Genomic DNA, 24043 nt, shown 5'->3' with positions numbered 1-24043 from the left:
AAAACCCGGTGTAAATTAGAGAAAATTACAAAAGAAAAACAGCATTCACCGTGGCCGGCTTCGATCAGAAGAAATCGAAATCGCCGGCGGCCTTCGCCATGGGTTGGGAGTGCGCATGGAAACTGCCCCCGCCGAGCGCCTTTTGCATTTCCGTCAGCTTGACCAGGCTCAAGGCCGTCGCAAGATCGACCGTCCAGCCCTCCGGCATGGCGCCGGCAATCGTGTCGATGAATTCAGCGATGCCGCGCGTCTTCTGGACAGCGAGATCGATACCCTGGATGACCTTCATCGTGTCGGGCGATTCGAGCACGTTGATACCACTGATGTCGAGCAGTTGCGGTTCGATGCGTTCGATCAGATAGGCGACGTCATGCAATTCGGAAACAATGCGCAGAAGGATGGCCGGAAGCGTTTCCTCGATGGTGGACGTTTCGGCACGCTGGAAGGGGGTCATGCAGTAGCCTCGCTGATCAGAAAAACTCGATCGTGTTGTCGACCGGCTTGGGTGCAACAACCGGACGCTGCTCGAGCGCCACGGTCTTCTGCGTCTCTGCGCCGGTTAGCGGATATTGCCTGGCACGTCCGGAGATCGGCCAATATTCGATCTTGCGCCCATGCTCGCCGCCCGTGCTGGAGCCGACAACCGGGATACCTTCGTCTTTCAGAAACTGCATGGCGAAAGCCGCATTCTGCTCACCGACATTGGAAAAGGTCGCGATCGTCTTGGCGCCGCCGAAGACCTTAGCCTCCAGCCGATCACGCCGCGCGCCCTTTTTCAGGAGGCCGTTGATCAGAAGTTCCATCAGGTGCACGCCGTAACGCGTCGCATCGCCACCGCTCATCGGCGAAGTCGCCATTCCCGGGAGGAGGAAATGGTTCATGCCGCCGACGCCAGCGACCGGATCACGCAGGCAGGCCGCCACGCACGAGCCGAGGATGGTCGCCAGCACCACGTCCGGATCGCTGACAACCTTGTACTCACCCTGGATGATGTGCATGCGACGGACCGCACCCTCAGCAATCATTTCAGCGCTCCGAACACGGCCTCGATGGCCGCTTTCATTTTCTCCATGGTGAAAGGCTTGGCCAGAACGTTGTTGGCCCCGAGTTGTGCCGCCTTCTGAACCAGAGCACGGTCGCCTTGCGCCGTCAGGATGATGAAGGCCGCCTTCTTGGTCGCCGGATTGTTGCGGACGGCCTGAAGAAGGCCGAGCCCATCCATCTTGGGCATGTTGAAATCGGAGATGACCAGATGATGCGGCTGCTGCTGCATGATCTTCATCCCCTGTTCGCCGTCACCGGCAGCCGTGATCTGCTTGAACCCGAGCTGCGTCAGCGCGTCACTCAACAAGAGGCGGCTGGTGACCTGATCGTCGACGATCAGAACTTTGATTTTCTCCGCTAGAGACATTATTCGCTCCCTTCCTTTCGGGCGGCTGTTATTTTCAAAATTTCCTCGCCAATGGCGTTCAGCGGAAACTGTTGTTCGACGGCACCAAGCTCGTAGGCGACCCTCGGCATCCCGTAGACCACGCAGGTCTTTTCATTCTGGCCGATGGTGCGCGCGCCGGCATGACGCATCTTGAGGAGACCGGAGGCGCCGTCGCGCCCCATGCCGGTCAGTATCACGCCGACGGCATTGCGGCCCGCCAGTTCGGCGACCGAATCAAAGAGCACGTCGACGGAAGGGCGATGGCCATTCACCGGCCCACCGTCTGCCAGACGGCAATGGGGTGCCGAAGCGTTGGCGACCCGCAGGTGCCTTTCGCCGCCGGGCGCCAGATAGATCTTGCCTATTTCAAGCCGTGCGCCGTCGGTCGCCTCCTCCACGACAGGCGCACAGAGGCGGTTCAGTCGCTCGGCAAAGCTGCGCGTGAAGCTCGGAGGCATATGCTGGGTGATGACGGTCGGCGGGCAGTTGGCCGGAAATTTCTGCAGCACGTTGATCAATGCCTCGACGCCGCCGGTGGACGAGCCGATGGCGACGATCTTGCGGCCGACGCGGAAATCGGCAACGGCCGGCGGCGGCGTACGGCTGGCGACGGGCTTGACATATTGCCGCTGCGAGCGGGCGGCGGCCTTGACCTTCTCCGCCAGGTCGCCGAAGGGGTGCGGCTCGCCTGGGGAGGGCTTTCCGACACAATCGAACGCACCGATTTCCAGCGCGGCGAGCGTCGCATCCGCCCCGCGATGTGTCATTGTGGATACCATGATGACCGGCATGGGCCGTAGCGTCATGATCTTTTCCAGAAAATCGAGGCCGTTCATGTTCGGCATCTCGATATCGAGCGTGACGACATCCGGATTGAGCGCCTTGATCGCAGCGCGTGCTTCAAGAGCATCGCCGGCCTGACCGATGACGTCGACCTCCGGATCGGAGCGCAGTACAGCGGTGATCAGGCCACGCATGGTCGGGGAATCGTCGACCACGAGAACACGGGCAGCGGCGCTCATGACTTTCTCCCCGCGTTTTTACCGAGATAGCGGTAGGTCGTAATGCCGACATTGTCGAAGAGATGTTTCGCCTCGCCGGCAACCCGCTCGGAATGGCCGATATAGAGGTGGCCGCCCTCCTGCAGCTGTCCCGCAAAGCGCGACCAGATCTTCACCTGTGTCGGTTCGTCGAAATAGATGACGACGTTGCGGCAGAAGATGACGTCGAAGGCACCCTTGAGGGGCCACTGCGCCATCAGGTTCAGCTCATTGTAGGTGATCAGCCGCTTGACGCGATCGTCGATCTGGAACTTGCGTCGCCCCTGAACATCAACATCCTGGAACCATTGCTTGCGCATGGCAGGCGAGATCGTCTCGAGGGCTGCTTCGTCATAGGCGCCTGCGCGGGCCAGACTGAGGATCTTGGGGTCGATATCCGTCGCCAGAATCTTGAAATCGAAGTCCGCGGCATTCGGCATGAGCGCCAGAACCGTCAATGCTATCGAATAGGGCTCCTGCCCGTCGGAACAGGCAGCCGACCAGATCCGCACACGGCCTCCGGCCTTGGCGCGGGCGAGGAGACCAGGCAGAACCTCATCGCGAAGATGATCGAAATGATGATTTTCCCGGAAGAAACGGGTAAAATTGGTCGTCAGATGCGACAGCATCTCGCGCCGTGCAGCGCTTCCCGCCGGAGAGGAAACCAGCAGGCAATAGTCTCTGAAGCCCCGCAGGCCCAGCGCACGAATATGCTTCGACAGCCGTGAATAGACCAGCGACGCCTTGCTTTCGTTGAGGGAAATGCCCGCATCCGCATAGATCATGGCGGCGATCTCGGCGAGATCGCGCCGGGTCAGCGGATATTCGCCGCTGGCCAGGACCTCGTCTGGCGATGCCTTGAGATCTATTGCTCCCATCACGCTCATGCAGCTTCGCTTTCGTTTTCAGGAAACAGGGCTTCCAGTTCGATCAGGCAGATCATGCGGCGCTCGATTGCGACGATGCCGCGCGCGAACTGCCGCTCATGGTCCGAGGAGACTTCCGGTGTCGGTTGGATATTGTCGGTCGTGATCGTCAGTATGTCGGACACGGCGTCGACCAGAAGGCCGACGACCTTTCGCTTGACCTGCGCCACGATGATGACATGCCGCGCAGTCAGTTCCGCACGCTTCATGCCGAGCCGGGCCGAGAGATCGACGATCGGCAGCACCGCGCCACGCAGGTTGATGACGCCAAGCATGTAGGCAGGTGCATGCGGCATCGCTGTAGCCGGTGTCCAGCCGCGAATTTCGCGAACCGACATGATGTCGATGCAAAATTCCTGGTCGCCGATCCGGAAGGCGATCAGCTCGCGGTCTTCCTGGGTCAGGTTCTTGACGGCATAGGACATAGACTTACCCCACCGCTGCGTAAGACATCTCGGCCTTCAGCGACTGGCCGCGCGAAGCGCCGACCACCGCATCGACATCGAGGATCAAGGCGACGCGGCCATCGCCGAGGATGGTCGCGGCCGCAATGCCGGGCACATGCGTATAATTCGCTTCAAGGCTCTTGATGACGACCTGACGCTGACCCTGAATGGCATCGACCATGAGCGCGCGCTGACCGCCGCCTTCCGATTCGACCAGCAGTGCGACACCCTCGACCGGATTGGCCTGTGTGGCGCGGAAATTCAGGATGCGCCCGACATCGACCAACGGGCAGAAGCTGTTGCGGATCGAGATCAGGCGATGGTTCGCGCCGAAGGAATGGATGGCGGCGGCCTCCGGCTGCAGCGTCTCGACGATCGCGGTCAGCGGCACGACCAGGGTCTGGCCGGCAACCGTCACGACCATGCCGTCGAGGACGGCAAGCGTCAGAGGCAGGCTCATGGTGAAGACCGAGCCCTGCCCCGGCTTGGAGGTGATGTTGATGCGGCCGCCGAGCGCCTGGATCGAGCGCTTGACCACGTCCATGCCGACACCACGTCCCGAGATGTCGGAAATCTTGTCGGCGGTCGAAAAGCCCGGCAGGAAGATCAGGTTGTCGATCTCCTCGTCGGAAAGATTGGCGTCGGCGGCGATCAGATCATTGTCAATGGCCTTCTGGCGCACCTTTTCGCGGTTGATGCCGGCGCCGTCGTCGGCAAGCTCGATCAGGATGCGGCCCGAACGGTGCTTTGCCGTCAGGCGCACGGTGCCTTCCGGGTTCTTGCCGAGCGTCTCGCGCTTTTCAGGGGTTTCGATGCCGTGGTCGACGGCATTGCGGATCATGTGGGTCAGCGGTTCGGCGAGCTTGTCGATGACTGTCTTGTCGACCTCGGTGTTCTCACCCTCGGTGATCAGACGGATCGACTTGCCCGTCATGTCGGCGATTTCGCGCACGATACGCGACATGCGCTGGAACACCGGCTTCACCGGCTGGGCGCGGATCGCCATGACGCTGTCCTGGATCTCGCGGGTGAGCTGCTGCAGCTCTTCGAGGCCCATGTTGATCGAGGACGTGCCATTGTTGTCGTTTTCGATGACGCTCTGGGACAGCATGGCCTGGTTGATGACGAGTTCACCCACCAGGTTGATCAGTCGATCGACGCGGTCGAGGTCGACGCGAATGGTCTGTCCCGCAGCGGCGGCAGCGCTGTTCTGAGCGGCGGCGGCGTTGGCAGCGGCGGCAGCGGCCAGGGCCGCTTCCTTCTTTTCGACGCGAGCGGCGACAGCGGCAAGCTGGGTGACGTTGCTGGCGGTTTCAGCCGCCGCAACGGCCGCGGCCGCATCGCTCTTCGGCAGCGGTGCTTCCTCGATCGGCTCGGCTTCCGGCTCGGTGCTCTCCTCGTCGAGGATGGAAAGATCGAAGGGCACGGGCACCATCGGCAATTCTTCGTTACCGGAAGGCCCGGCGGCATCTGCGACCTGCCGGACATCAAGGTCGCAATCCCATTCGGCAAATTCGAAGACGGTGCGAATGGCATCCTCGCCCTTGTCCGTCTTGATCGAGATCGTCCACTTGAAATAAGCCGCTTCCGGATCGAGTTCGGGAAGACCCGGCAACTCATCTACGTCGCAATAGATGCTCATCTCGCCCAAGCGCGCGAGATCGCGCAGCAGCAGCGTGGCATCGTTGCCCTTGGCGTAGAGATCGGAGCGCGGGCGGAAGCTCACTTCGTATTCCGGTACGGCGCCAGCGGCCTCGTCGGCACCGAAATCATCATCGAAGCTGAAGGGGATCGGCTGGAAGCCGCTGTCATCCGTCGGCGCGGGCGCGGGTGTGGCGGCCTTCGGAGCCGCCTCGGCGACAACAGCGGCGGATGGTGCCGGCAGGGCACCGTGCGCCAGCGCCTCCAGCTCCTTGACCAGGCCCCGGCTGCGCGCCTGATCGACACTGCCGCCGTCGCGAGCGGCATTGGTCAGGTCGGCCAGAACGTCGGCGGCCTTGAGCATGACCTTCAAGACATCCTGAGTCGGCTCCAGCTTGTTGGATCGAACGCAATCGAGCGTGGTCTCGAAGACGTGGGCGAATGCGACCAGATCGTCCAGACCGAAGGCCCCCGCCCCACCCTTGATGGAATGAACAGCTCGGAATACGGCATTGACGGTTTCCGGGTCGCGGTCGCCATCATTCATTTTCAGGAGACCGGATTCCAGTTCGGCGAGTTGCTCTTCGCACTCCTGGAAGAAAATCTCTTTGATTTCGTTCATATCCATGAGGGGTGAATCCTGTTTAAGCGGTTACACGCTCGATGGCATCGATCAGCTTGGCGGGATCGAACGGCTTGACGATCCAGCCGGTCGCACCGGCCTGGCGGGCACGGTTCTTCTTTTCAGCATCGCTCTCGGTCGTCAGCACGAGGATCGGAACGGCGCGGTATTTGTCGTTGCGGCGCACGCCCTCGATGAAGCCGAACCCATCGAGACGCGGCATGTTGATGTCGGTGACGATGACGTCCGGGTTGGCTTCTTCCAGAATCTCCAGGCCCTCGACACCGTCTTCGGCCTGAATGGTCTCGAAGCCCGCATTGTTGAGGGTGACGAGAAGCATGTTTCGAATGGTCCGTGAGTCATCCACGGTCAGAACTTTTTTCTTCATTGCCGGATCTCCTTGGCAAGCAGATGGGAGATATCCACCCCGATCACCTGCATCGTTTTCTGAAATGCGTCCGACACCTTTGAGAAAGTGAAGGACAGCTTGTCTTCATTCCACGTCTTGGCAGCGGCCATGATGACCTGAACGCACAAGGCCCCGATCCTCTCGACGCCGGACGCATCAATCACGACATTGCTGCCGCGCAACCCCATCAACTTGCCGCGAAGTGCCGCGGCCTCGTTGAGGTCCAGCACCGCGGCCAGACTGACTGCCTTTTCGCTTTTCCTACTCCGCATCGCTTCATTCCTTAGTTGTCTGAAATCGGGCCTGACGGCCCGCATGCGCATAAAACAGAGACATCAATAGGCATTCCGCTCGCCTCCCAGGCCGATCCTGCGAAGCGGAAAATCGAATTCGGACACATCGTCCTCATCCCGCCGGGCAACGAACTCGTCGCGACCGGGAAGCTGGCGCTGGCGCGCGGCCGCCACCTGCACCGGCGCGGCAGCATGGTGTCGTTCGCGTTCGATGCGGAATTCACGGATCGTCCGGCCAAGCTCAACGACGACGGTCTGCAAATGATCGGCGCCTTCGTGCGCGCGGCTTGCGAGGCTTTCCCCCGCAGCAGCGCGTTGGCTGAAGCCCCCGATATCGGTCGTGACCGAATGCAGGCCGACGGCCTGCTCATCGCTGGCCGTCGCGATCTCGGAGATGACGTCATTGATGTCGGTCACCTGGCGAACGATGCTGCCGATCGCGTCCTGCGTACGGCCGACCATCTGCACGCCGGCATCCACCTGTGCCTTGGTGCCGGTCACCAGAACCTTGATCTCGCGGGCGGCATCGGCGGAACGCTGCGCCAGGGCGCGAACTTCCTGCGCGACAACGGCAAAACCGCGACCGCTGTCGCCGGCGCGGGCCGCTTCGATACCGGCATTCAGGGCGAGCAGATTGGTTTGGAAGGCGATCTCGTCGATGACACCGATGATCTGACCGATCTTTTCGGCCGAGGTCTCGATATCCGACATGGCCGATATGGCCTGGCCGACAATCCGGCCACTGTCTTCCGCAGCCACCCGGGTAGAAGCGGCAGCGCGTTCGGCCGAGCGCGTATTGGCCGCATTGCCACGCACCTGATCGGCCAGTTCGGCGAGCTGCCGCGCGGATGCTGCAAGCCCTTGCGACTGTTCTGCCGAATCCTCGGCGAAGGATCTGGACGCGCGGGCGATGGCGTCCGTTGCGGTCTCCGCCGCCTGAACACTACCGGACAGAGCGGCAAATTGCTGCTGGATGTCGTCGAGAGCTGCGTTCAGGGCCTCGGCCACTTCCGCATAGGCTTCGGGACAATCCATGGGCAGGCGAACCGTCAGGTCGCGCACGGCAAGACCGTTGACGACTTCCGCAATGAGGTCGGCCGCCTCGGCGCGATCGGCAGCCCGCTGCTCGGCAAGCGCGCGCTGGTGGCCGACACGCAATTCATTGAACCGAAGCGACACCGCAATCTCGACATCCACCATGACGAGGCGAATGACGGCGGCGACGAGCTCGCTCAGTTCCCGGGCACGACGTTTGCTTCCCGGCAGGATGGCGCGGGCGCCCATCTCGTCGATGATACCGGCAAGCATATGCTCCAGAACCACCCCGTGGCCCGCGACATGCCAGCGCGGATCGAGCCCCATCTTGCTTTCGCTGTCGGAGAGAACCTTGACACGCTCGGCATAGAGACTGTCGAAGCGCGCATCCGTCAGCACGTCCCAATGCGAGGTTTGCAGATCCTGAAGCCGTTGGAGCTGGCTTTCACTCGTAAAATTGCGGGCGGCGTCCGGAAAGCTTTGGAACCGATGGAAGAGATCGCGAAGGCCAGCCTTGAGATGGGCTTCGAGCATCGGTCGGCTGCGGCGCAAGGTTTCGCATTGTCCGGCGTCGAGGCCAGCAAAACGCAAGCGGTCGCGAAGGCTGCCAGCCTGCGCCCTACCTGCCTGATCTGACGGCGAATCCTGCGCCAAAATCGTCCTCGCAACTGCCGCGCGCCCAAGCGCTGGCGAAACCGCTGATGATCCGCGCCGGACGCTATGAGGAGGCGAGAAAGGGGCCCTTAGCCTTCGATCGTGAGATCTAGGCGCTGAAGCTCGCTCGTTCATCAAAGTCTTTTGCGGACCTGTCTGATGAGATGGATACCGGATCTACACGGTACGGCGGGGCGGCTTCATGCCTGGTGAGAACGAGTCACAATTTTCCCATTCCGACGTTCAAGCTCAATGTTTATGGTTAATTCCTTGCCCGAAGGTTAATGACATCATGCCGAGCGTCCTGTTTCGAACAGCCCTAATTTAGCGATGCGCTTCATGAACGTTCAGCCGACTGAAAAAAGCTGCCGATCGCAAGTCACGAGCAAGCTTCATGCCCTACTGCTGAAGGCATAGACACCTTCGATGTCGATACGGAGAGAGCAATGATTGTTCTTGGTTTGACCGCTTCGCTGATGGCCAGCCTGACGCTCGCGGCGTTCATGCTTCTATGCCGCATAGAACAGGCGCGCGGCAAGACCGCATCTCGCGTCCTCTAAGGAAGACCTACCCGGTATCTCCGGCGCACAAATCGGTTGCCGAGCCTTTGGGAGGCGGCGGCAACGGGCGTCTCGCCATCTTTCCCGGCCGCCGGGAGCTAGCATTGAGCTTGATAGTTCCGTATTAAGCCTCACGACCCGGCACCGAGATCCATCAGTCAATGCCCGATACGACCCATTCCCGAACAGACACCCAGAAACTTTCGCTGGGGCTCGGTCTTGCAATCATCTTCGGTGTCACGCTTTGGCGCGTGATCATGTTACTGCTCAACAGGACGGACCTGTTCGTCGACGAGGCGCAATATTGGTTCTGGGGTCAGAACCTGGACTTCGGCTATTATTCCAAGCCGCCGATGATCGCCTGGGTCATCCGCTTCTTCAACACCATATCGGGATCGGATTCGACATTCTGGATCCGCGTATCGGCGCCGCTCTTTCATCTCGCAACCGCCCTGATGCTGATGCGTACGACACGGCGGCTGATCGACGGAGATGCCGGGCGCGATATCGAGCCCTGGGTCGGCGTGATCTTCATCACCCTGCCTGCCGCCTCGCTCTCGGCCGTGCTGGTATCGACAGACACGATCCAGATCCTGTTCGTGACAATTGCGATCTGGGCTTTTCTCGGCCTCACGAAGCGCTCCTCTGTTCTCGAGGCGCTGATCCTGGGTATCAGCCTCGGCATAGCCTTCCTCACCAAATATTCGGTACTCTTCCTGCTGCCGGGTGTCGGCATCGCCATGCTGACGCTGCGCTCTGCCCGCATCGCCTGGCGCGACGTCGCAATCGCCGCCATTGCGGGCGCCATCGTCGTTGCGCCCAATCTGTGGTGGAACGTCACCCATGGAGCGGCGACCGTGCGCCATACGCAAACCATCGCCCATTGGGGCACGGGCGGCGGCAACGGCGGGCTGCTGAAACACGTGCTGAGCGCACTCGGGTTCGTCGGGGCGCAGTTCGGCGTGGTCGGGCCGGTTGTCTTCTATGCCATGCTGTGGGCCGGGTGGCGGCTGATCCGGGGCCAGAGCGACGACCGAGAAAAGCTGCTGTTCTGGTTTTCCGTTCCGGTGGTGGCCCTGATCACCCTACAGGCCCTTTTCGCCAAGGCCTATGCCAATTGGGCTGTTACCGCCTATGCCGCCGGCACCATCCTCGCCGTCTGGCTGCTCTATCGGCTGACGAAAAAGGGATTGGTCACCTCATTGATCATCGGTGGCGTCGTCGCCTTCGTCATCCCGATCCTGACCGTCTTCGCCTATGACATCAAGCTGCCCAACGGCGATCTGGTCATGAAGCGCTATATCGGCCGCAGCGCCATCAGCCTGGAAATCGCCGACATCGCAACAACGGCGAAGACACCGGATATCGTCGGCGAAGACCGCGATATTCTCGCCGATCTCTTCTATACGCTGAAGGGCAAGCCGTTCCACATCTATGCGCGCAACTTCGGCGGCTTCCCGAAAAGCTATTACGAGCAGAATTTCTCTCTGCCAGCGACCGTGACCGGCAGCGTGCTCTATGTCTCCGACGATCCGTTCGACTGTGTCGGGGGCCAAGCGGAGCTGGTGAAGAGCTGGTCGCCCGATCTCGGTGACATGAAGGGAAAGACGCTCTACGCCTATCGCGTCCCAGCGAGCTGCCTGTCGCCCAAATCCTAGAGCGGTTACGTGTTTCACGGAATCGCCCGACCGCTCTATGCTATTGTTTTTACGCAATTCCGGACGGAAAACCGCTACGCACTTTTCCTGGAATTGCTCTAATCGCGAATGACAGGCGCGCGCGGGCAAAGCCCCCAGCCGAGACCCGGCATCTCCGTGAAAACGACGCCGCCTTCCTCGAAGGCGAGGCGCAGTTGTGCCTCGGTCGCCCGGTGGATTTCGTGATGGCCGCCTTCGTAGTCGCGTATCGTGCTTCGCGATACGCCAGCCTTCTCCGCTATGTCCGATTGAGTCCAATCGAGCAGGCCACGTGCCGCGCGACACAGCGCCGGGGTCAGAATCATTGGTTTCATGCCTTGATTCACGATCAAAAACCAACCATATTGGTCAACATAAACCAAATTATAGCATAATCGCACAGGATTTCCAGCATCGAGGAGACGGCAATGCCACATGACACGCCCTTGATTTCGACTATCGTCATAGGCCTTGTCCTGGCATTCATCCTCGGTGCCATCGCCAACCGGTTCAAACTGCCGCCGCTGGTGGGATATCTCATCGCAGGCGTGCTGGCCGGCCCGCATACGCCGGGCTTCGTTGCCGACCAGAACCTCGCGCCGGAACTGGCGGAAATCGGCGTCATCCTTCTGATGTTCGGCGTCGGCCTGCATTTCTCGCTGAAGGATCTCCTGTCGGTGCGCGGCATCGCCGTTCCCGGTGCAATCGTCCAGATAGGCTTTGCCACCCTGCTCGGCTGGGGCCTCGGCACACTGATGGGATGGCCGCTCGGCGGCAGCCTGGTGTTCGGCCTTGCGCTTTCGGTCGCTTCGACGGTCGTGCTTCTGAAAGCCCTGCAGGAGCGGCGGCTGGTCGAGACCGAGCGGGGCAAGATCGCAGTCGGCTGGCTGATCGTCGAAGACCTCGCGATGGTTCTGGCTCTCGTGCTCATTCCGGCCGCGGCCAGCATTTCCGGTAACGGCCACGGCAGCGTCGAGCCGCTGTCGGCCGGCTTGAGCCGGCTGCTCGGCCTCGATCTCGGCATCACTGGCATCATCGGGGTGACGCTGCTCAAGGTCGCGGCTTTCGTCGGCCTCATGCTGGTTGTCGGGCGCAGGGTCATTCCCTGGATCCTCCACCGCATCGCTCACACCGGTTCGCGCGAACTTTTCCGCCTCGGCGTCCTCGCCATCGCGCTCGGTGTCGCCTTTGGCGCGGCAAAGCTCTTCGGCGTCTCGCTGGCGCTCGGCGCCTTCTTCGCCGGCATGATCCTTTCGGAAAGCGAGCTCAGCCACAGGGCAGCGCAGGAAAGCCTGCCGCTGCGCGATGCCTTCGCCGTGCTCTTCTTCGTTTCCGTCGGCATGCTGTTCGACCCCAATATCCTGATCGACAATCCGCTGCCGTTGCTCGCGACCGTATTCATCATCGTCATCGGCAAATCGGTCGCCTCCTTCGTTATCGTGCTCGCCTTCCGCAAGCCGATGAGTACGGCATTGATCATCTCCGCCAGTCTGGCGCAGATCGGCGAATTCTCCTTTATCCTCGCTGCCCTCGGCGTCGAACTCGGTCTGCTGCCGAGCGAAGGGCGCGACCTCATTCTCGGCGGCGCGATCATCTCGATCATCCTGAACCCTCTCGCCTTCATCGCCTGCGACTGGCTGCGCAAGATGCTGGACGCCAGGCGGCAGGGCGGCGAGACACCCGAAAGCGGAGAGCAGGCAGCTGTGCAGGCCGATAAGGCGGCGACCGTCGAGCCATCGCCCATTCCTGCCGAACAGCCAGCTGCCGCCGAAGTCGATGAAGAGTTGCGCAGGGTCACCATGACCGGTCACGCCGTGCTGATAGGCTATGGCCGGGTCGGCAGCATCGTCGGCGAGAATCTGAAATCGTCTGCTACGCCCTTCGTCGTCATCGAGGATTCCGAAAAGCGGATCGGCGAGCTCAAGCAGGCGGGGATCGAAGCGATCTACGGCAACGCCGCCTCGGCGCTGGTGCTGGGATATGCCAATATCGCCGCAGCCCGCAGCCTGGTCATCGCCATTCCCAACGCATTCGAAGCCTGCAGCATCGCCGAGCAGGCTCGGGCGATCAACCCTCCGCTGCTGATCGTCGCACGGGCGCATTCCGACATCGAGATCGACGTGCTGAAGCAATACGGCGCCGATACCGTCATCATGGGAGAGCGAGAAATCGCGCTTGGCATGGTTGACCGGCTCGCGCAAGTGCATCATGACAGGCCGCACTATGAAGACGCGGAGCGTCCTGATATCATGACCGAGCCGCCGGAGCCCGCGCCGGCAAAGGAATGAAGGCATCTTTTACCGTTGAACCCGCTCGAATTCGGCGCCGCCGACAGCGAAGATAAGGACAACAGGACGCACCGCGCCGGAGCGCGCGTGATCGCCTCGCTGTTCCTCGCCTTCTTCGCTTATCTCGGGCTGGCGCTTGGCGGCGGCATCAACCTTGCCGCTCGCTCGGATGCAGACGCGCTTTCTTCCGGTAAGGACAATCAACCTCTTTACCTTTCGCTGCGGGACCCGGTTCGCGGCATGGTGGTCGCCGATCGCACGGCTCTGCCGAAAGCCACCTGGCATGATATTGGGCCCGCGACGCTCGCGACCGCTCCATCGTTCCGACTTCTCATCGATCTCTGGCAGCCGCGCGATCGCAATGACGTCACGCAGCCTGAAATCCTGGCATTTCGCGCCTACCTCGCGCGCGCCCCGCCGGTCGGCCTCATCTGACCGGTTAACGCGCCCTTTGGCGCATTCCCCGACATGACCTACGTCCGCCAGCGGCATCACCGCTGGCATCAGCGTATTTCCAAGGATAATACCCATGCGCACTTCACCATGGCTGGTGGCACTCTACTCGGTGATCATCGTGCTTGGCATTCTCGTTGCCTTGCCGAACGTACTTCCGCAGTCGGCTCTCAGCAAAATCCCAAACTGGCTGCCGCATAGCCAGGTACCGCTCGGCCTCGACCTTCGCGGCGGCTCCTATCTCGTCCTCGAAGTCGACGAGAAGGACCTGACGAATGGCCGGCTGCAATCGCTGCAGCAGGATTCGCGCCGCGTTCTGCGCGACAAGAACATCCAGACCCGCTCGATCATCCGCAACGGCAACCAGGTCGTCGTAACGCTCACCGATCCCACGCAAAGCGGCGATGCGGTGACGCAGTTGCAGACGCTTGCCAACACGGTCACCTCCGGCCTCTCCGCCGGCCAGTCCGACCTGACGATTGCCCCGAACGGCGGCACGATCACCATGTCCTTCTCGCAGGCCGGTATCGCCAGCAATGTCGATTCCGCCGTCCAGCAGAGCCTTGAAGTCATCCGCAAGCGCGTCGACCAGGTGGGCGTTGCCGAACCGACCATCCAGCGCGTCGGCCCGAACCGCGTTCTCGTGCAGCTTCCGGGCGCACAGGACCCGTCGCGCCTGCGCGAGCTGCTCGGCTCGACCGCGAAGATGTCCTTCCACCTGCTTGCCGACAATGCCGATCCGAACAATCCCGGTCCCGGCGTCACGATCCTCAAGGATGAGCAGGGCAACAGCTATCCGGTCCTGGATCGTATCGAACTGTCCGGCGACCGCCTGACGGACGCCCGCGTGAGCTTCGATCCGAACACGCATGAGCCGCTCGTCACCTTCCGTTTCGACAGCGCCGGTGCCAACCGCTTTGCCGAAATCACCCGTGAAAATGTCGGCAAGCCTTTCGCCATCGTCCTTGACAACAAGGTGCTGAGTGCCCCGAATATTCGTGAGCCAATCACCGGCGGTTCGGGCCAGATCTCCGGCAACTTCACCGCCGACAGCGCCACCACGCTCGCAGCCCTGCTGCGCGCCGGCGCGCTCCCGGCCAAATTGACCGTCATCGAAGAACGCACCGTCGGCGCTGACCTCGGCGCCGATGCGATCCAGAAGGGCATCTATAGCGGCCTAGTAGGCTTCGTCCTGGTTGCCGCCTTCATCTTCGTGCTTTATGGCGCCTGGGGCATTCTCGCGAATTTTGCACTGCTCGTTCACACGATCCTGACCTTCTCGGCCCTGACGCTGGTCGGCGCCACGCTGACGCTGCCCGGCATCGCCGGCATCGTCCTTGGTATCGGCCTTGCGGTTGATGCCAACGTTCTCATCAACGAACGTATCCGCGAAGAAACCCGCAAGGGCCGCGGCGCCTTCGCCGCTATCGATAACGGCTTCAAGAAGGCTTATTCGACGATTATCGACGGCAATATGACGGCCCTGATCGCGGCCGCCATCCTGTTCTACTTTGGCTCCGGCCCGGTTCGCGGCTTTGCCGTGACCATGGGGCTCGGCCTCATTATTTCGATGTTCACCTCCGTCGCCTTCGTGCGCGTCGTGATGATCGCCATCACCCGTCGCCGCAAGCTGAAGGTGCTCAACATCAGGCCGCTGATCCCCTTCAGCCCCTATGACAGGCACATTCACTTCATGAAGGCCCGCTTCTTTGGCGTCACCGTCTCGGCGATCCTGTCGATCGCCTCGGTGGTGCTATTCATCCATCCAGGCCTCAACTACGGCGTCGATTTCCGCGGCGGCATCCAGATGTCGGTCAAGACCAAGGACGCGGCCGACTTGTCGACGTTCCGCCAGGGGCTGAACACACTCGGCCTCGGCGAAATCTCACTGCAGTCTTTCGGCGACAACAACAGCATCCTTGTCCGCGCCCAGCGCCAGGACGGCGGCGAAGAGGCACAGACAGCAGCGGTGACCAAGCTCAAGGCGGAAATCACCAAGATCGACCCAGCCGCGACCATTGAAGGCACCGATGTCATCGGTCCGAAGGTCTCGGGCGAGCTTGCCTGGGCCGGCATCCTGTCGGTCGTGATCGCCAGCCTGGCGATGCTCGTCTACATCTGGGTGCGGTTCGAATGGCCGTTCGCGGTCGGCGCCATCGTCACGCTGGTGCTAGACGTCACCAAGGCGATCGGCTTCTTCGCGATCACCGGCCTCGATTTCAACCTCACGGCCATCGCCGCGATCCTGACGCTTGTGGGATATTCGGTGAACGACAAGGTCGTGGTCTATGACCGTATGCGTGAAAACATGCGGCTCTACAAGTCGATGCCGCTGCGCGAGATCATCGACAAGTCGATCAACGAGACCCTGGCGCGAAGCCTCTATACCAACGCCACCGCCTTCCTGGCGCTGGTGCCGATGGCGATCTGGGGCGGCAGCGCCGTCTCCAGCTTCGCGATCCCGATGGTGTTCGGCATACTTGTCGCTGGCGCCTCGTCGATCTTCATCGCAGCACCCATCCTGCTCTTCCTCGGCGACTGGCGCCGCCGTCACGCCAAGACGGTTGCCAACGACGAGAAGCCGGCGGACGGCAAGTCCGGCAAGGATAATAAGCAGGTCCCCGCCGCGGAATAAGCGGCAGCGCGATTGGAACAGGACATACCCGGCCTCCGGGCATGTCCACCGGCGTCCACACTGGACACCGGGGCGTTCTTTCCGTCCGGAATTGCGCAAAGCAAAAACATAGAGCGGTTAAGCGATTCAGTGAAACGCCTAGCCGCTCTAAGTCTTTTCCGGAGAAGTCCGGTCGATCACGGACATGATTTCGCGGACACAAGAGCCGCTTCAGCAATCATATCGACAGTGGATATGGAAGCGCTCTCGCCGGCTCCGGCGGGCCGATGGGGCGTGGTACCCTGCTGCGGTGACAGGTAATTCTGCGGGAGGCCACCATAGACGACAGCAACCCTGCCGATTTCCGATTTGGCAGAGGCATGTGCCAAAGCTTTGGGCGAGGCGTGCATGAAGCCGTTCAAAGCACCAAGGCTACTCGCCGATTCGGCTTTTGACGTCGAAGCATCGCTCGCCGATGCGTCCTGAGCGGAATTGTCGGCGTTTTTGCTATCTTCATGGCCATTGCCATTGCCAGCGCCACCGCCCTTGCCATTTTTGGCGAGAGCAGGAGAAGCGACAAGAACTGCGCCAAGCAGGATTGCGGAGACGGATCACGCGAGGAAATTTGTGTGATGTGTGATAAGCACGTGGTTCTCCCAACCAGACCCCGGCAACTTTCCTTTCATCGCTTCATGACTACGGATATGGCGGGAGATCGAGTCTCTAGATGGACGGCATATGCAATGGCAGCCCGGGTCGCGGCGCCGTTATCTTTTCCACAGCACCATTGTCCTGCTCGCTGACGAGCAAATGCTTGCCGTCGACAGTAAAGGCAATCTTGCCGGGCCGCGCGCCGTTCGTGCGGATATGGCCCGCCATCCTGCCCTCGGTATCGACAAGCGAAATTTCGCCCAATCCGTACATGGCGCAATAGAGCACGCCGCTGCGATCGAAAGCGATGCCGGCCGGCCCGCGCAACGCGTTGACGGTGGGCGATGTCATCGACTGCGCGAACATCTCCTGCCGCCCGCCGACGATCTGCCGATGAATTTTTCCGGTCAGGGTCTCGCTGTAATAGAGCAGCCCGTCGGCGCTGAAGGCGATGCCATTGGCAAGGAGCAAGCCCGCGGCCAAGACCCTGATGACGCGGCCTTCGGCGGGATCGATCTGATAGACGCAGCCATTGTAGGCCGCCTTGAAGAAATCCGGATGAATATGGCCGCCTTCGAGCAGATCGGCGGTGCGGATGCCCGAATCGGTCATGTAGAGCAAGCCGTCAGGCCCGAAAGCGAGATCGTTCGGATGGAGAAACGAGCCGTCCGCGCCACCTTCGATCACCTGCAGCACCCGGCCCTGCGGCGAGAGCCTGACGAGGGAATGCTCTGGGCCGTCGGTTATCCAGAAGCAGCCATCGCCGTCGATCGCAATCCCGGTCGGACGACCACCGATCCGACAAACTTCCCGATGCGCACCGCTAGTGTCGAAAAGCTTCAGACCGCGGCGGGTATGATCCATCTCAACGAGCGCGATGCGCCCATCCGGCAAAGCCACCAGTCCGCCCGGCAGATGCAGCCCAGTGGCGATCGTTTCGTTCATATTCTGAAACCTTCACTCAACGCACTGCTGAAACCCAAAACTCAAGATGCGCGCCATAATGATACATAAGCATGAGGATAGTCCTTTTCGAGCCATGCCTGACCAAATCCGGGCGGGATTCTTGCGCAAAAGATCACATCCCCAGCGAATCCCACAAATCTTGACAGGTTTAGGCAATTCGGAACATCCATAGAACGTCCGGATCATTTCGCCGATTCGATTCGTCGCGGATTTGCGCCTGGCGCGCCCTTCATCCGAGGCATTCAGGAGAGTTCATGAGCGCGGCCTATCTGGAAAAGCTGAACCCGGAGCAGCGACTGGCGGTGGAGCACGGCACAACGGCCGGCGACGGCCATGTCGCAGGGCCGCTGCTTGTCATCGCCGGGGCCGGATCCGGCAAGACCAATACGCTTGCTCATCGTGTCGCGCATCTGATCGTCAAGGGCGCGGACCCGCGCCGGATCCTGCTGATGACCTTCTCGCGCCGTGCCGCCGCCGAAATGGGCCGCCGTGTCGAGCGAATCTGCCGCGAGGTGATCGGTGCCAATGCGGGTATTACAGCCGATGCGCTCGCCTGGAGCGGCACGTTTCACGGCATCGGCGCACGTCTTCTGCGAGATTATGCCGAGCAGATCGGGCTCGATCCGGCCTTCACGATCCACGACCGGGAAGACAGCGCCGACCTCATGAACCTCGCGCGCCACGACCTCGGCTTTTCCAAGCTCGAAAGCCGCTTTCCGACCAAGGCGACATGCCTTGCCATCTATTCACGCTCCATCAATTCGGAAGCGCCGCTCGCAGAGATGCTGCGCGACTTCTTCCCATGGTGCGCGACCTGGGAACAACAATTGCGCGATCTCTTCGCCGCCTATGTCGAGGCGAAACAGGCGCAGAATGTGCTCGATTACGACGATCTGCTGCTCTACTGGGCGCATATGCTTCAAGAGCCGCTGATCGCCGAGGATATCGGCGGTCGTTTCGACCATGTGCTCGTCGACGAATACCAGGATACCAACCGCCTGCAATCGTCGATCCTGCTGGCGCTGAAACCGGACGGCCGCGGCCTGACCGTTGTCGGCGACGATGCGCAATCGATCTACTCCTTCCGCGCGGCGACGGTGCGCAACATCCTCGACTTCCCGAAAGCCTTCACGCCCGCTGCCGATATCGTGACGCTCGACCGCAATTACCGCTCGACGCAGCCAATCCTCGCCGCCGCCAATGCTGTCATCGATCTTGCTTCCGAGCGCTTCACCAAGAATCTGCGCACGGAACGGCAGAGCGTCGAGCGACCGCGGCTGGTGACGGTGCGCGACGAAAGCGATCAGGCGCGTTATGTCGCCGATGAAGTGCTGGAAAATCGCGAGGGCGGCACCAGGCTGAAGCAGCAGGCGGTGCTGTTCCGCACCTCAAGTCATAGCGGGCCGCTGGAAGTGGAGCTTACCCGACGCAATATCCCCTTCGTCAAATTCGGTGGGCTGAAGTTTCTCGACAGCGCTCATGTGAAGGACATGCTGGCCGCGCTGCGTTTCGCCCAGAACCCGCGTGACCGGGTGGCGGGTTTCAGGCTGATGCAGCTTCTGCCCGGCGTCGGCCCCTCCACGGCGCAGCGCGTGCTCGACCAGATCGGCGAACATGCCAATCCGATCGCCGCCCTCGCCGAGCTTCCGACGCCGCCGCGCACGGGCGATGACTGGACCGTCTTCGTCGAGACGATGCGAGACGTGAAGAGCGGCAAGGCCGGCTGGCCAGCAGAAATCGGGCTGGTGCGGCAATGGTACGAACCGCATCTGGAGCGGGCGCACGAGGATGCCGCGACGCGCCAGGCGGATCTCGTCCAGCTTGAGCAGATTGCCGCCGGCTATGGTTCGCGCGAGCGTTTTCTGACCGAACTGACGCTCGATCCTCCGGATGCCACCAGCGACCAGGCCGGCGTGCCGCTGCTCGACGAAGACTATCTGATCCTGTCGACCATCCATTCCGCCAAGGGGCAGGAGTGGACGAAGGTCTTCATCCTCAATGCCGTCGACGGCTGCATCCCCGCCGATCTCGCCGTCGGATCATCCGCCGAGATCGAGGAGGAGCGGCGCCTGCTCTATGTCGCGATGACGCGGGCCAAGGACAATCTCGATCTCGTCACGCCGCAACGGTTCTTCATTCACGGCCAGCATGCGCAGGGCGACAAGCATGTCTTTGCCTCGCGCACGCGCTTCATCCCGGCGACATTGCTGCAATTCTTCGAAGTCTGCGGCTGGCCTCAGGCGCGGGCGGAAAGCCCCGCCGCCATTCGAGCCCGGCAGGTGCGCGTCGATGTCGGCGCGCGCATGCGCGGCATGTGGCGGTGAGTTCAAGCTCATTCTTTGAGGCTGTTGCTCGGCAAAGAGCCCCTCGCCCTCGCGCGGCTCGCTGAGAGAGGGAACTATAGCGTAAAACAGCCTGCTCTCAGTCCGGTTGAAGTAGCATGGGGCACAATCCCCCTCTCCCCGCGAGCGGGGAGAGGGCCGGGGTGAGGAGCAATCCGGGCTTTCAACTCACTGGACTGTTACCGGTTATACTCAGCCAGCTTCCCGAAACATCTCGATGATCGCGGAAAAATCACGCCCCCCATTGCCGAGCTTTTCAAACAGCGCGTAGAGCTGCGCCGCTTCCGCGCCTAGCGGCGTCGATGCACCGCTCGACAGCGCCGCCTCCTGCGACAGGCGCAGGTCCTTCAGCATCAAGGCTGCCGAGAACCCGGGCTTATAGTCGTTATTGGCCGGCGATGTCGGCACGGGGCCCGGCACCGGGCAATAGGTGTTGATCGACCAGCATTGGCCGGAGGAGGTCGAGGCGACATCGAACAGGGCCTGATGCGAAAGGCCGAGCTTTTCGCCGAGCACGAAGGCCTCGCAGACGCCGATCATGGAAATGCCGAGGATCATATTGTTGCAGATTTTCGCCGCCTGTCCGGCGCCGGCATCGCCGCAATGGACGATCTTGTGGCCCATCACCTCCAGCAATGGCTTGGCGGCCGCAAAACTTTCCGGGGAGCCACCCGCCATGAAGGTCAGCGTTCCCGCCGAGGCGCCACCCGTGCCGCCCGAGACCGGCGCGTCAAGCGAGAGGCAACCAACCTCACCCGCCATGACGTGAGCCTTGCGGGCACTATCGACATCGATGGTGGAACTGTCGATCAGCAGGGTACCCTTCGGCACGGAGCGCAGGATATCGGTCCAGACCGTAAGGACATGCTGACCTTTCGGCAGCATGGTCACCACCACCTCAGCCTCCGCCAAGGCTTCGGTCAGCACGTTCGCAGGTTTGACTCCCGTTGCCTCGGCGGCCTTGAGCATGTCATGCGAGAGATCGTAACCGATGACGGCGTGACCGGCCTTGACCAGATTGGCGGCCATCGGGCCTCCCATGTTGCCGAGGCCGATGAATGCGATCCGTGTCATGATTTTCCTCCCATGATCCGTTATGCTGCGAAAAGCGGCGGCTGCGCCGGTACGAAGAAGCGGTCGATATCGCTAGACCTCACCTCGGCAAGACTGGCCGGCGACCATTTCGGGTTGCGGTCCTTGTCGATGACGGCGGCACGGACGCCTTCGTAGAAATCATGATTATACAATATGCCCAGGCAGGCGCCGAGTTCACGATTGAGGCACTCGGCGAGATTTGCGCTCGTACGCCCGGCGCGCAGCAGCCGCAGCGTCAGCTTCAGGCTGGTCGGCGAGCGGCCGGCAATCACGCCGGCGCTTTCGGCGGCGAATTCCCCCGATTCTTTGGCCAGTACCTGTAGAATCTCCTCGACCGTATCCCCTGCAAAGGCGCGATCGATCACGTCACGATTTGCCGCAAGGCGGCTCTCGCCGGCATCCGTTGCCATGGTCTTGATCAGGGCATGCACATCGGCGGCGGAGGCCGAGGCAGGCAGCGCCGCGATCGCATCTATCAATACAGGAAGCGCCGAGGAGGCAACGCAATGATCGGCGAATCCCGCGTGCAGCACATCGGCGGCGTCGACGGGAAGACCAGTCAGGCCCAGCCAGGTGCCGGCTTCGCCCGGCGCGCGCGGCAAGAGCCAGGTGGCGCCGACATCGGGGAAATACCCGATGCCTGTTTCAGGCATGGCAAGGCGCGTGCGCTCGGTAACGATGCGATGGCTGCCGTGCGCCGAAAGGCCGACGCCGCCGCCCATGGTGATGCCGTCCATGAGCACGACATAGGGTTTGGGATAGCGTGAAATGGCATGGTTTAGCCGGAATTCCTCGCGCCAAAAAGTTTCCGCGCCGTCCGAACCCTCCTTGCCGCTCTGGTGCAGCAGGCGGATATCGCCGCCCGCGCAGAAGCCACGCTCGCCCTCGCCCTTGACGATGACGGCGGCGATGGCGGGATCGATGGCGAACTCCTCAAGGGCCGAGGTTATCGTCCGCACCATAGGCAGCGTCAGGCTGTTCAGCGCCTTCGGCCGGTTGAGCCGGATGATGCCAGCCGATCCGCGTCGCCCGATGATCACTTCGTCCGTGCTATCCATGCAAATCTCCTGTCCTTGCCGCCAGAACGGTTCGCGTTTCACGGAACTGCCGGACCGTTACGGTTCTTTGTCTTATCGCAACTCCGGCCGGAAAACCGCTGCGCACTTTTCCTGGACTTGCTCTCGTCAATAGGCGTTCAGCGGTTGTCGGCAAGGATCATCTCAGCCGCCTTTTCGGCGATCATGATCGTCGGCGAGTTGGTGTTGCCCGATGTGATCGACGGCATGATCGACGCATCCGCGATGCGCAGCCCTGCAAGGGCGCGCAGCCGCAGACGGGGATCTACGACGCTTTGCGGATCGCTACCCATGCGGCATGTGCCGACGGGATGGAAAATCGTTGTGCCGATGTCGCCGGCGGCGCGCTCGAGATCAGCATCGGTCTGATAGGACGGGCCGGGCTTGAACTCCTCCGGACTGAATCTCGCGAAGGAAGGCTGCGCCACAATCCGCCGCGTCAGGCGGATGGAGCGCACGGCGATCTCGCGGTCGCGCGATGCGGAGAGATAATTCGGGCTGATTGCCGGCTGCGTGGCAAAGTCGGGGCTGCGGACATGCACCGAGCCTCGGCTTTCCGGCCTCAGGTTGCAGACGCTGGCGGTGATCGCCGGAAAAGGATGGACGGGATCGCCGAACTTGTCGAGCGAGACCGGCTGCACGTGATATTGCAGATCCGGCGTTTCCTTGTCCGGCCCGGAGCGGGTGAAGATGCCGAGCTGACTCGGCGCCATCGCCATCGGCCCGGAGCGGCGGATGAGATATTCGAGGCCGATCGCCGCCTTGCCCATGAGCTTCGTCGCCTTCTCATTCAAGGTGGGAACGCCGGTCACTTTGTAAGCCATGCGAAGCTGCAAGTGATCCTGCAGGTTTTCGCCGACGGACTTGACCTCGCGGACGACCTCGATGCCTGCCTTGCTCAACACATCGCCCTGCCCGATGCCCGACAGTTCGAGGATCTGCGGCGAGCCGATGGAGCCGGCCGACAGCACCGTCTCCTTGCTTGCGTAGACGCGCTTCGTCACGCCATCGTGCTGGAACTCGACGCCGGTCACGGCATCGCCCTCGATGACGAGGCGCCGCACCTGGGCCTTGGTGTAGACCGTCAGATTGCCTCGCTTCATTGCCGGCCGCAGGAAGGCCTTCGCCGTATTCCAGCGGATACCGGAACGCTGGTTGACGTCGAAATAGCCGGAACCCTCGTTGTTGCCACGGTTGAAATCGGCCGTTTCGGGGATGCCTGCCTCGCGGGCTGCCGCCTGGAAGGCGTCGAGCACGGCCCAGCGCACACGCGCCTTCTCCACCCGCCATTCGCCGCCGGCGCCGTGCATCTCGTCCTTGCCCCTGTAATGATCCTCGGACTTGGTGAAATAGGGCAGCACATCTTCCCAGCCCCAGCCGGTGCAGCCGAGCTGCCGCCAGAGATCATAGTCGCGCGCCTGGCCGCGCATGTAGATCATGCCGTTGATGGAGGAGCAGCCGCCAAGCACCTTGCCGCGCGGATAGTTCAGCGAGCGACCGTTCAGCCCCGCCTCGGGCGTCGTGGTGAAGCACCAGTCGGTGCGGGGATTGTTAATGCAATAGAGATAGCCGACGGGAATATGGATCCAGTGGTAGTTGTCATTGCCGCCCGCCTCCAGCAGCAGCACCCGGTTGTTGGGATCGGCCGAGAGCCGGTTGGCAAGCAGGCAGCCGGCACTGCCGGCACCGATGATAATGTAGTCGAAGCGATCCATGTTCAAAACTCAGTCATTCCCTCTCCCACGTGCGGGAAGAGGGTTAGGGTGAGGGGCATGAAGGTTCGGCAAATCCCGGCTTGCGGATCAATCTCGAAATAGCCCCTCA

20 protein-coding genes are annotated in these 24043 nt (G+C 61.8%); 5 read left to right on the top strand and 15 right to left on the bottom strand.

Annotated features, from left to right (window positions below; genetic code table 11):
• Window positions 1–64 precede the first annotated feature (64 nt).
• The 10 genes from FHT29_RS10730 to FHT29_RS10685 all read right to left on the bottom strand — a co-directional run bounded on the left by FHT29_RS10730 (window position 65) and on the right by FHT29_RS10685 (window position 8498).
• Window positions 65–454, bottom strand: a complete 390-nt coding sequence (locus tag FHT29_RS10730) for a hypothetical protein (RefSeq protein WP_037203230.1) — start codon at window positions 452–454, stop codon at window positions 65–67.
• A gap of 16 nt (window positions 455–470) precedes the next feature.
• Complete coding sequence (cheD, locus tag FHT29_RS10725; RefSeq protein WP_037203228.1) at window positions 471–1025, bottom strand: chemoreceptor glutamine deamidase CheD; 555 nt, start codon at window positions 1023–1025, stop codon at window positions 471–473.
• The gene (locus FHT29_RS10720) at window positions 1022–1411 is read right to left on the bottom strand and encodes a response regulator (protein ID WP_037203226.1); all 390 of its coding nucleotides are present in this window, start codon (window positions 1409–1411) and stop codon (window positions 1022–1024) included. Before FHT29_RS10720 ends, cheD begins: the two co-directional genes overlap by 4 nt.
• Entirely contained in the window at window positions 1411–2454 is a 1044-nt protein-coding gene (gene cheB, locus FHT29_RS10715) for a protein-glutamate O-methylesterase CheB (RefSeq protein ID WP_047556004.1), read from the bottom strand. The genes FHT29_RS10720 and cheB overlap by 1 nt, the downstream gene beginning before the upstream one ends.
• Window positions 2451–3359, bottom strand: coding sequence for a protein-glutamate O-methyltransferase CheR (gene cheR, locus FHT29_RS10710; protein WP_037203224.1), 909 nt, complete (start codon window positions 3357–3359; stop codon window positions 2451–2453). Before cheR ends, cheB begins: the two co-directional genes overlap by 4 nt.
• Entirely contained in the window at window positions 3356–3823 is a 468-nt protein-coding gene (locus FHT29_RS10705; protein ID WP_037203223.1) for a chemotaxis protein CheW, read from the bottom strand. The genes cheR and FHT29_RS10705 overlap by 4 nt, the downstream gene beginning before the upstream one ends.
• 4 nt (window positions 3824–3827) lie before the next feature.
• Window positions 3828–6113: a chemotaxis protein CheA gene (locus tag FHT29_RS10700; RefSeq protein WP_047556007.1), complete on the bottom strand. Its 2286-nt coding sequence runs from the start codon at window positions 6111–6113 to the stop codon at window positions 3828–3830.
• Window positions 6114–6129: 16 nt separating this feature from the next.
• Window positions 6130–6495, bottom strand: coding sequence for a chemotaxis response regulator CheY1 (gene cheY1 / locus FHT29_RS10695; RefSeq protein ID WP_034488652.1), 366 nt, complete (start codon window positions 6493–6495; stop codon window positions 6130–6132).
• Window positions 6492–6788, bottom strand: a complete 297-nt coding sequence (locus FHT29_RS10690) for an STAS domain-containing protein (RefSeq protein WP_037203221.1) — start codon at window positions 6786–6788, stop codon at window positions 6492–6494. Before FHT29_RS10690 ends, cheY1 begins: the two co-directional genes overlap by 4 nt.
• Before the next feature lie 63 nt (window positions 6789–6851).
• A complete protein-coding gene (locus FHT29_RS10685) occupies window positions 6852–8498 on the bottom strand; it encodes a globin-coupled sensor protein (protein ID WP_047556011.1) in 1647 nt (548 codons plus the stop codon).
• A gap of 721 nt (window positions 8499–9219) precedes the next feature.
• Here FHT29_RS10685 and FHT29_RS10680 point away from each other — a divergent pair.
• On the top strand, window positions 9220–10716 hold the full coding sequence (locus tag FHT29_RS10680; protein ID WP_047556013.1) for a glycosyltransferase family 39 protein: 1497 nt from the start codon (window positions 9220–9222) through the stop codon (window positions 10714–10716).
• 98 nt (window positions 10717–10814) lie between these two features.
• Here FHT29_RS10680 and FHT29_RS10675 read toward each other — a convergent pair whose 3' ends face one another.
• Entirely contained in the window at window positions 10815–11171 is a 357-nt protein-coding gene (locus FHT29_RS10675) for a helix-turn-helix transcriptional regulator (protein WP_052212128.1), read from the bottom strand.
• Here FHT29_RS10675 and ybaL point away from each other — a divergent pair.
• The 3 genes from ybaL (at window position 11163) to secD (ending at window position 16110) form a co-directional block, all read left to right on the top strand.
• Window positions 11163–13022, top strand: coding sequence for a YbaL family putative K(+) efflux transporter (gene ybaL / locus FHT29_RS10670; RefSeq protein ID WP_037203213.1), 1860 nt, complete (start codon window positions 11163–11165; stop codon window positions 13020–13022). The two genes, FHT29_RS10675 and ybaL, sit on opposite strands and share 9 nt — an antisense overlap.
• Window positions 13023–13037: 15 nt before the next feature.
• Entirely contained in the window at window positions 13038–13457 is a 420-nt protein-coding gene (locus FHT29_RS10665; RefSeq protein ID WP_037203211.1) for a hypothetical protein, read from the top strand.
• Window positions 13458–13551: 94 nt separating this feature from the next.
• Window positions 13552–16110 (top strand): protein translocase subunit SecD, encoded by a 2559-nt coding sequence (secD, locus tag FHT29_RS10660; RefSeq protein ID WP_047556019.1) that lies wholly within the window; start codon window positions 13552–13554, stop codon window positions 16108–16110.
• A gap of 702 nt (window positions 16111–16812) precedes the next feature.
• Here the strand turns inward: secD and FHT29_RS10655 are convergent.
• Window positions 16813–17685, bottom strand: coding sequence for an SMP-30/gluconolactonase/LRE family protein (locus FHT29_RS10655; protein ID WP_037203208.1), 873 nt, complete (start codon window positions 17683–17685; stop codon window positions 16813–16815).
• 275 nt (window positions 17686–17960) lie between these two features.
• On the opposite strand from FHT29_RS10655, the gene FHT29_RS10650 reads away from it, so the two are divergent.
• Window positions 17961–20030, top strand: a complete 2070-nt coding sequence (locus FHT29_RS10650; RefSeq protein ID WP_047556024.1) for an ATP-dependent helicase — start codon at window positions 17961–17963, stop codon at window positions 20028–20030.
• A gap of 210 nt (window positions 20031–20240) precedes the next feature.
• Here FHT29_RS10650 and mmsB read toward each other — a convergent pair whose 3' ends face one another.
• From mmsB to FHT29_RS10635, 3 genes are all read right to left on the bottom strand, one after another.
• Window positions 20241–21122 (bottom strand): 3-hydroxyisobutyrate dehydrogenase, encoded by an 882-nt coding sequence (gene mmsB, locus FHT29_RS10645; RefSeq protein ID WP_047556027.1) that lies wholly within the window; start codon window positions 21120–21122, stop codon window positions 20241–20243.
• Window positions 21123–21142: 20 nt separating this feature from the next.
• Window positions 21143–22201: an enoyl-CoA hydratase/isomerase family protein gene (locus FHT29_RS10640; protein WP_047556030.1), complete on the bottom strand. Its 1059-nt coding sequence runs from the start codon at window positions 22199–22201 to the stop codon at window positions 21143–21145.
• Window positions 22202–22338: 137 nt separating this feature from the next.
• Entirely contained in the window at window positions 22339–23934 is a 1596-nt protein-coding gene (locus tag FHT29_RS10635; protein WP_047556031.1) for a GMC family oxidoreductase N-terminal domain-containing protein, read from the bottom strand.
• Window positions 23935–24043 lie beyond the last annotated feature (109 nt).

This window comes from Rhizobium sp. SG741, assembly GCF_012275435.1.
In the GTDB taxonomy this organism is placed as follows: domain Bacteria; phylum Pseudomonadota; class Alphaproteobacteria; order Rhizobiales; family Rhizobiaceae; genus Rhizobium; species Rhizobium lusitanum.
Note: the sequence above shows the minus strand (reverse complement) of the source record. Positions and strands in the feature narration are given on the sequence as shown.

Bases quoted from the DNA above. Each gene is read 5' to 3' on its own strand.
- cheR (WP_037203224.1), bottom strand. From the start codon at position 3,359: ATGAGCGTGATGGGAGCAATAGATCTCAAGGCATCGCCAGACGAGGTC.
- FHT29_RS10700 (WP_047556007.1), bottom strand. From the start codon at position 6,113: ATGGATATGAACGAAATCAAAGAGATTTTCTTCCAGGAGTGCGAAGAG.
- ybaL (WP_037203213.1), top strand. From the start codon at position 11,163: ATGCCACATGACACGCCCTTGATTTCGACTATCGTCATAGGCCTTGTC.
- cheY1 (WP_034488652.1), bottom strand. From the start codon at position 6,495: ATGAAGAAAAAAGTTCTGACCGTGGATGACTCACGGACCATTCGAAAC.
- FHT29_RS10675 (WP_052212128.1), bottom strand. From the start codon at position 11,171: ATGTGGCATTGCCGTCTCCTCGATGCTGGAAATCCTGTGCGATTATGC.
- FHT29_RS10635 (WP_047556031.1), bottom strand. From the start codon at position 23,934: ATGGATCGCTTCGACTACATTATCATCGGTGCCGGCAGTGCCGGCTGC.
- FHT29_RS10650 (WP_047556024.1), top strand. From the start codon at position 17,961: ATGAGCGCGGCCTATCTGGAAAAGCTGAACCCGGAGCAGCGACTGGCG.
- mmsB (WP_047556027.1), bottom strand. From the start codon at position 21,122: ATGACACGGATCGCATTCATCGGCCTCGGCAACATGGGAGGCCCGATG.
- FHT29_RS10690 (WP_037203221.1), bottom strand. From the start codon at position 6,788: ATGCGGAGTAGGAAAAGCGAAAAGGCAGTCAGTCTGGCCGCGGTGCTG.
- FHT29_RS10655 (WP_037203208.1), bottom strand. From the start codon at position 17,685: ATGAACGAAACGATCGCCACTGGGCTGCATCTGCCGGGCGGACTGGTG.
- FHT29_RS10680 (WP_047556013.1), top strand. From the start codon at position 9,220: ATGCCCGATACGACCCATTCCCGAACAGACACCCAGAAACTTTCGCTG.
- FHT29_RS10705 (WP_037203223.1), bottom strand. From the start codon at position 3,823: ATGTCCTATGCCGTCAAGAACCTGACCCAGGAAGACCGCGAGCTGATC.
- FHT29_RS10730 (WP_037203230.1), bottom strand. From the start codon at position 454: ATGACCCCCTTCCAGCGTGCCGAAACGTCCACCATCGAGGAAACGCTT.
- cheB (WP_047556004.1), bottom strand. From the start codon at position 2,454: ATGAGCGCCGCTGCCCGTGTTCTCGTGGTCGACGATTCCCCGACCATG.
- secD (WP_047556019.1), top strand. From the start codon at position 13,552: ATGCGCACTTCACCATGGCTGGTGGCACTCTACTCGGTGATCATCGTG.
- FHT29_RS10640 (WP_047556030.1), bottom strand. From the start codon at position 22,201: ATGGATAGCACGGACGAAGTGATCATCGGGCGACGCGGATCGGCTGGC.
- FHT29_RS10720 (WP_037203226.1), bottom strand. From the start codon at position 1,411: ATGTCTCTAGCGGAGAAAATCAAAGTTCTGATCGTCGACGATCAGGTC.
- cheD (WP_037203228.1), bottom strand. From the start codon at position 1,025: ATGATTGCTGAGGGTGCGGTCCGTCGCATGCACATCATCCAGGGTGAG.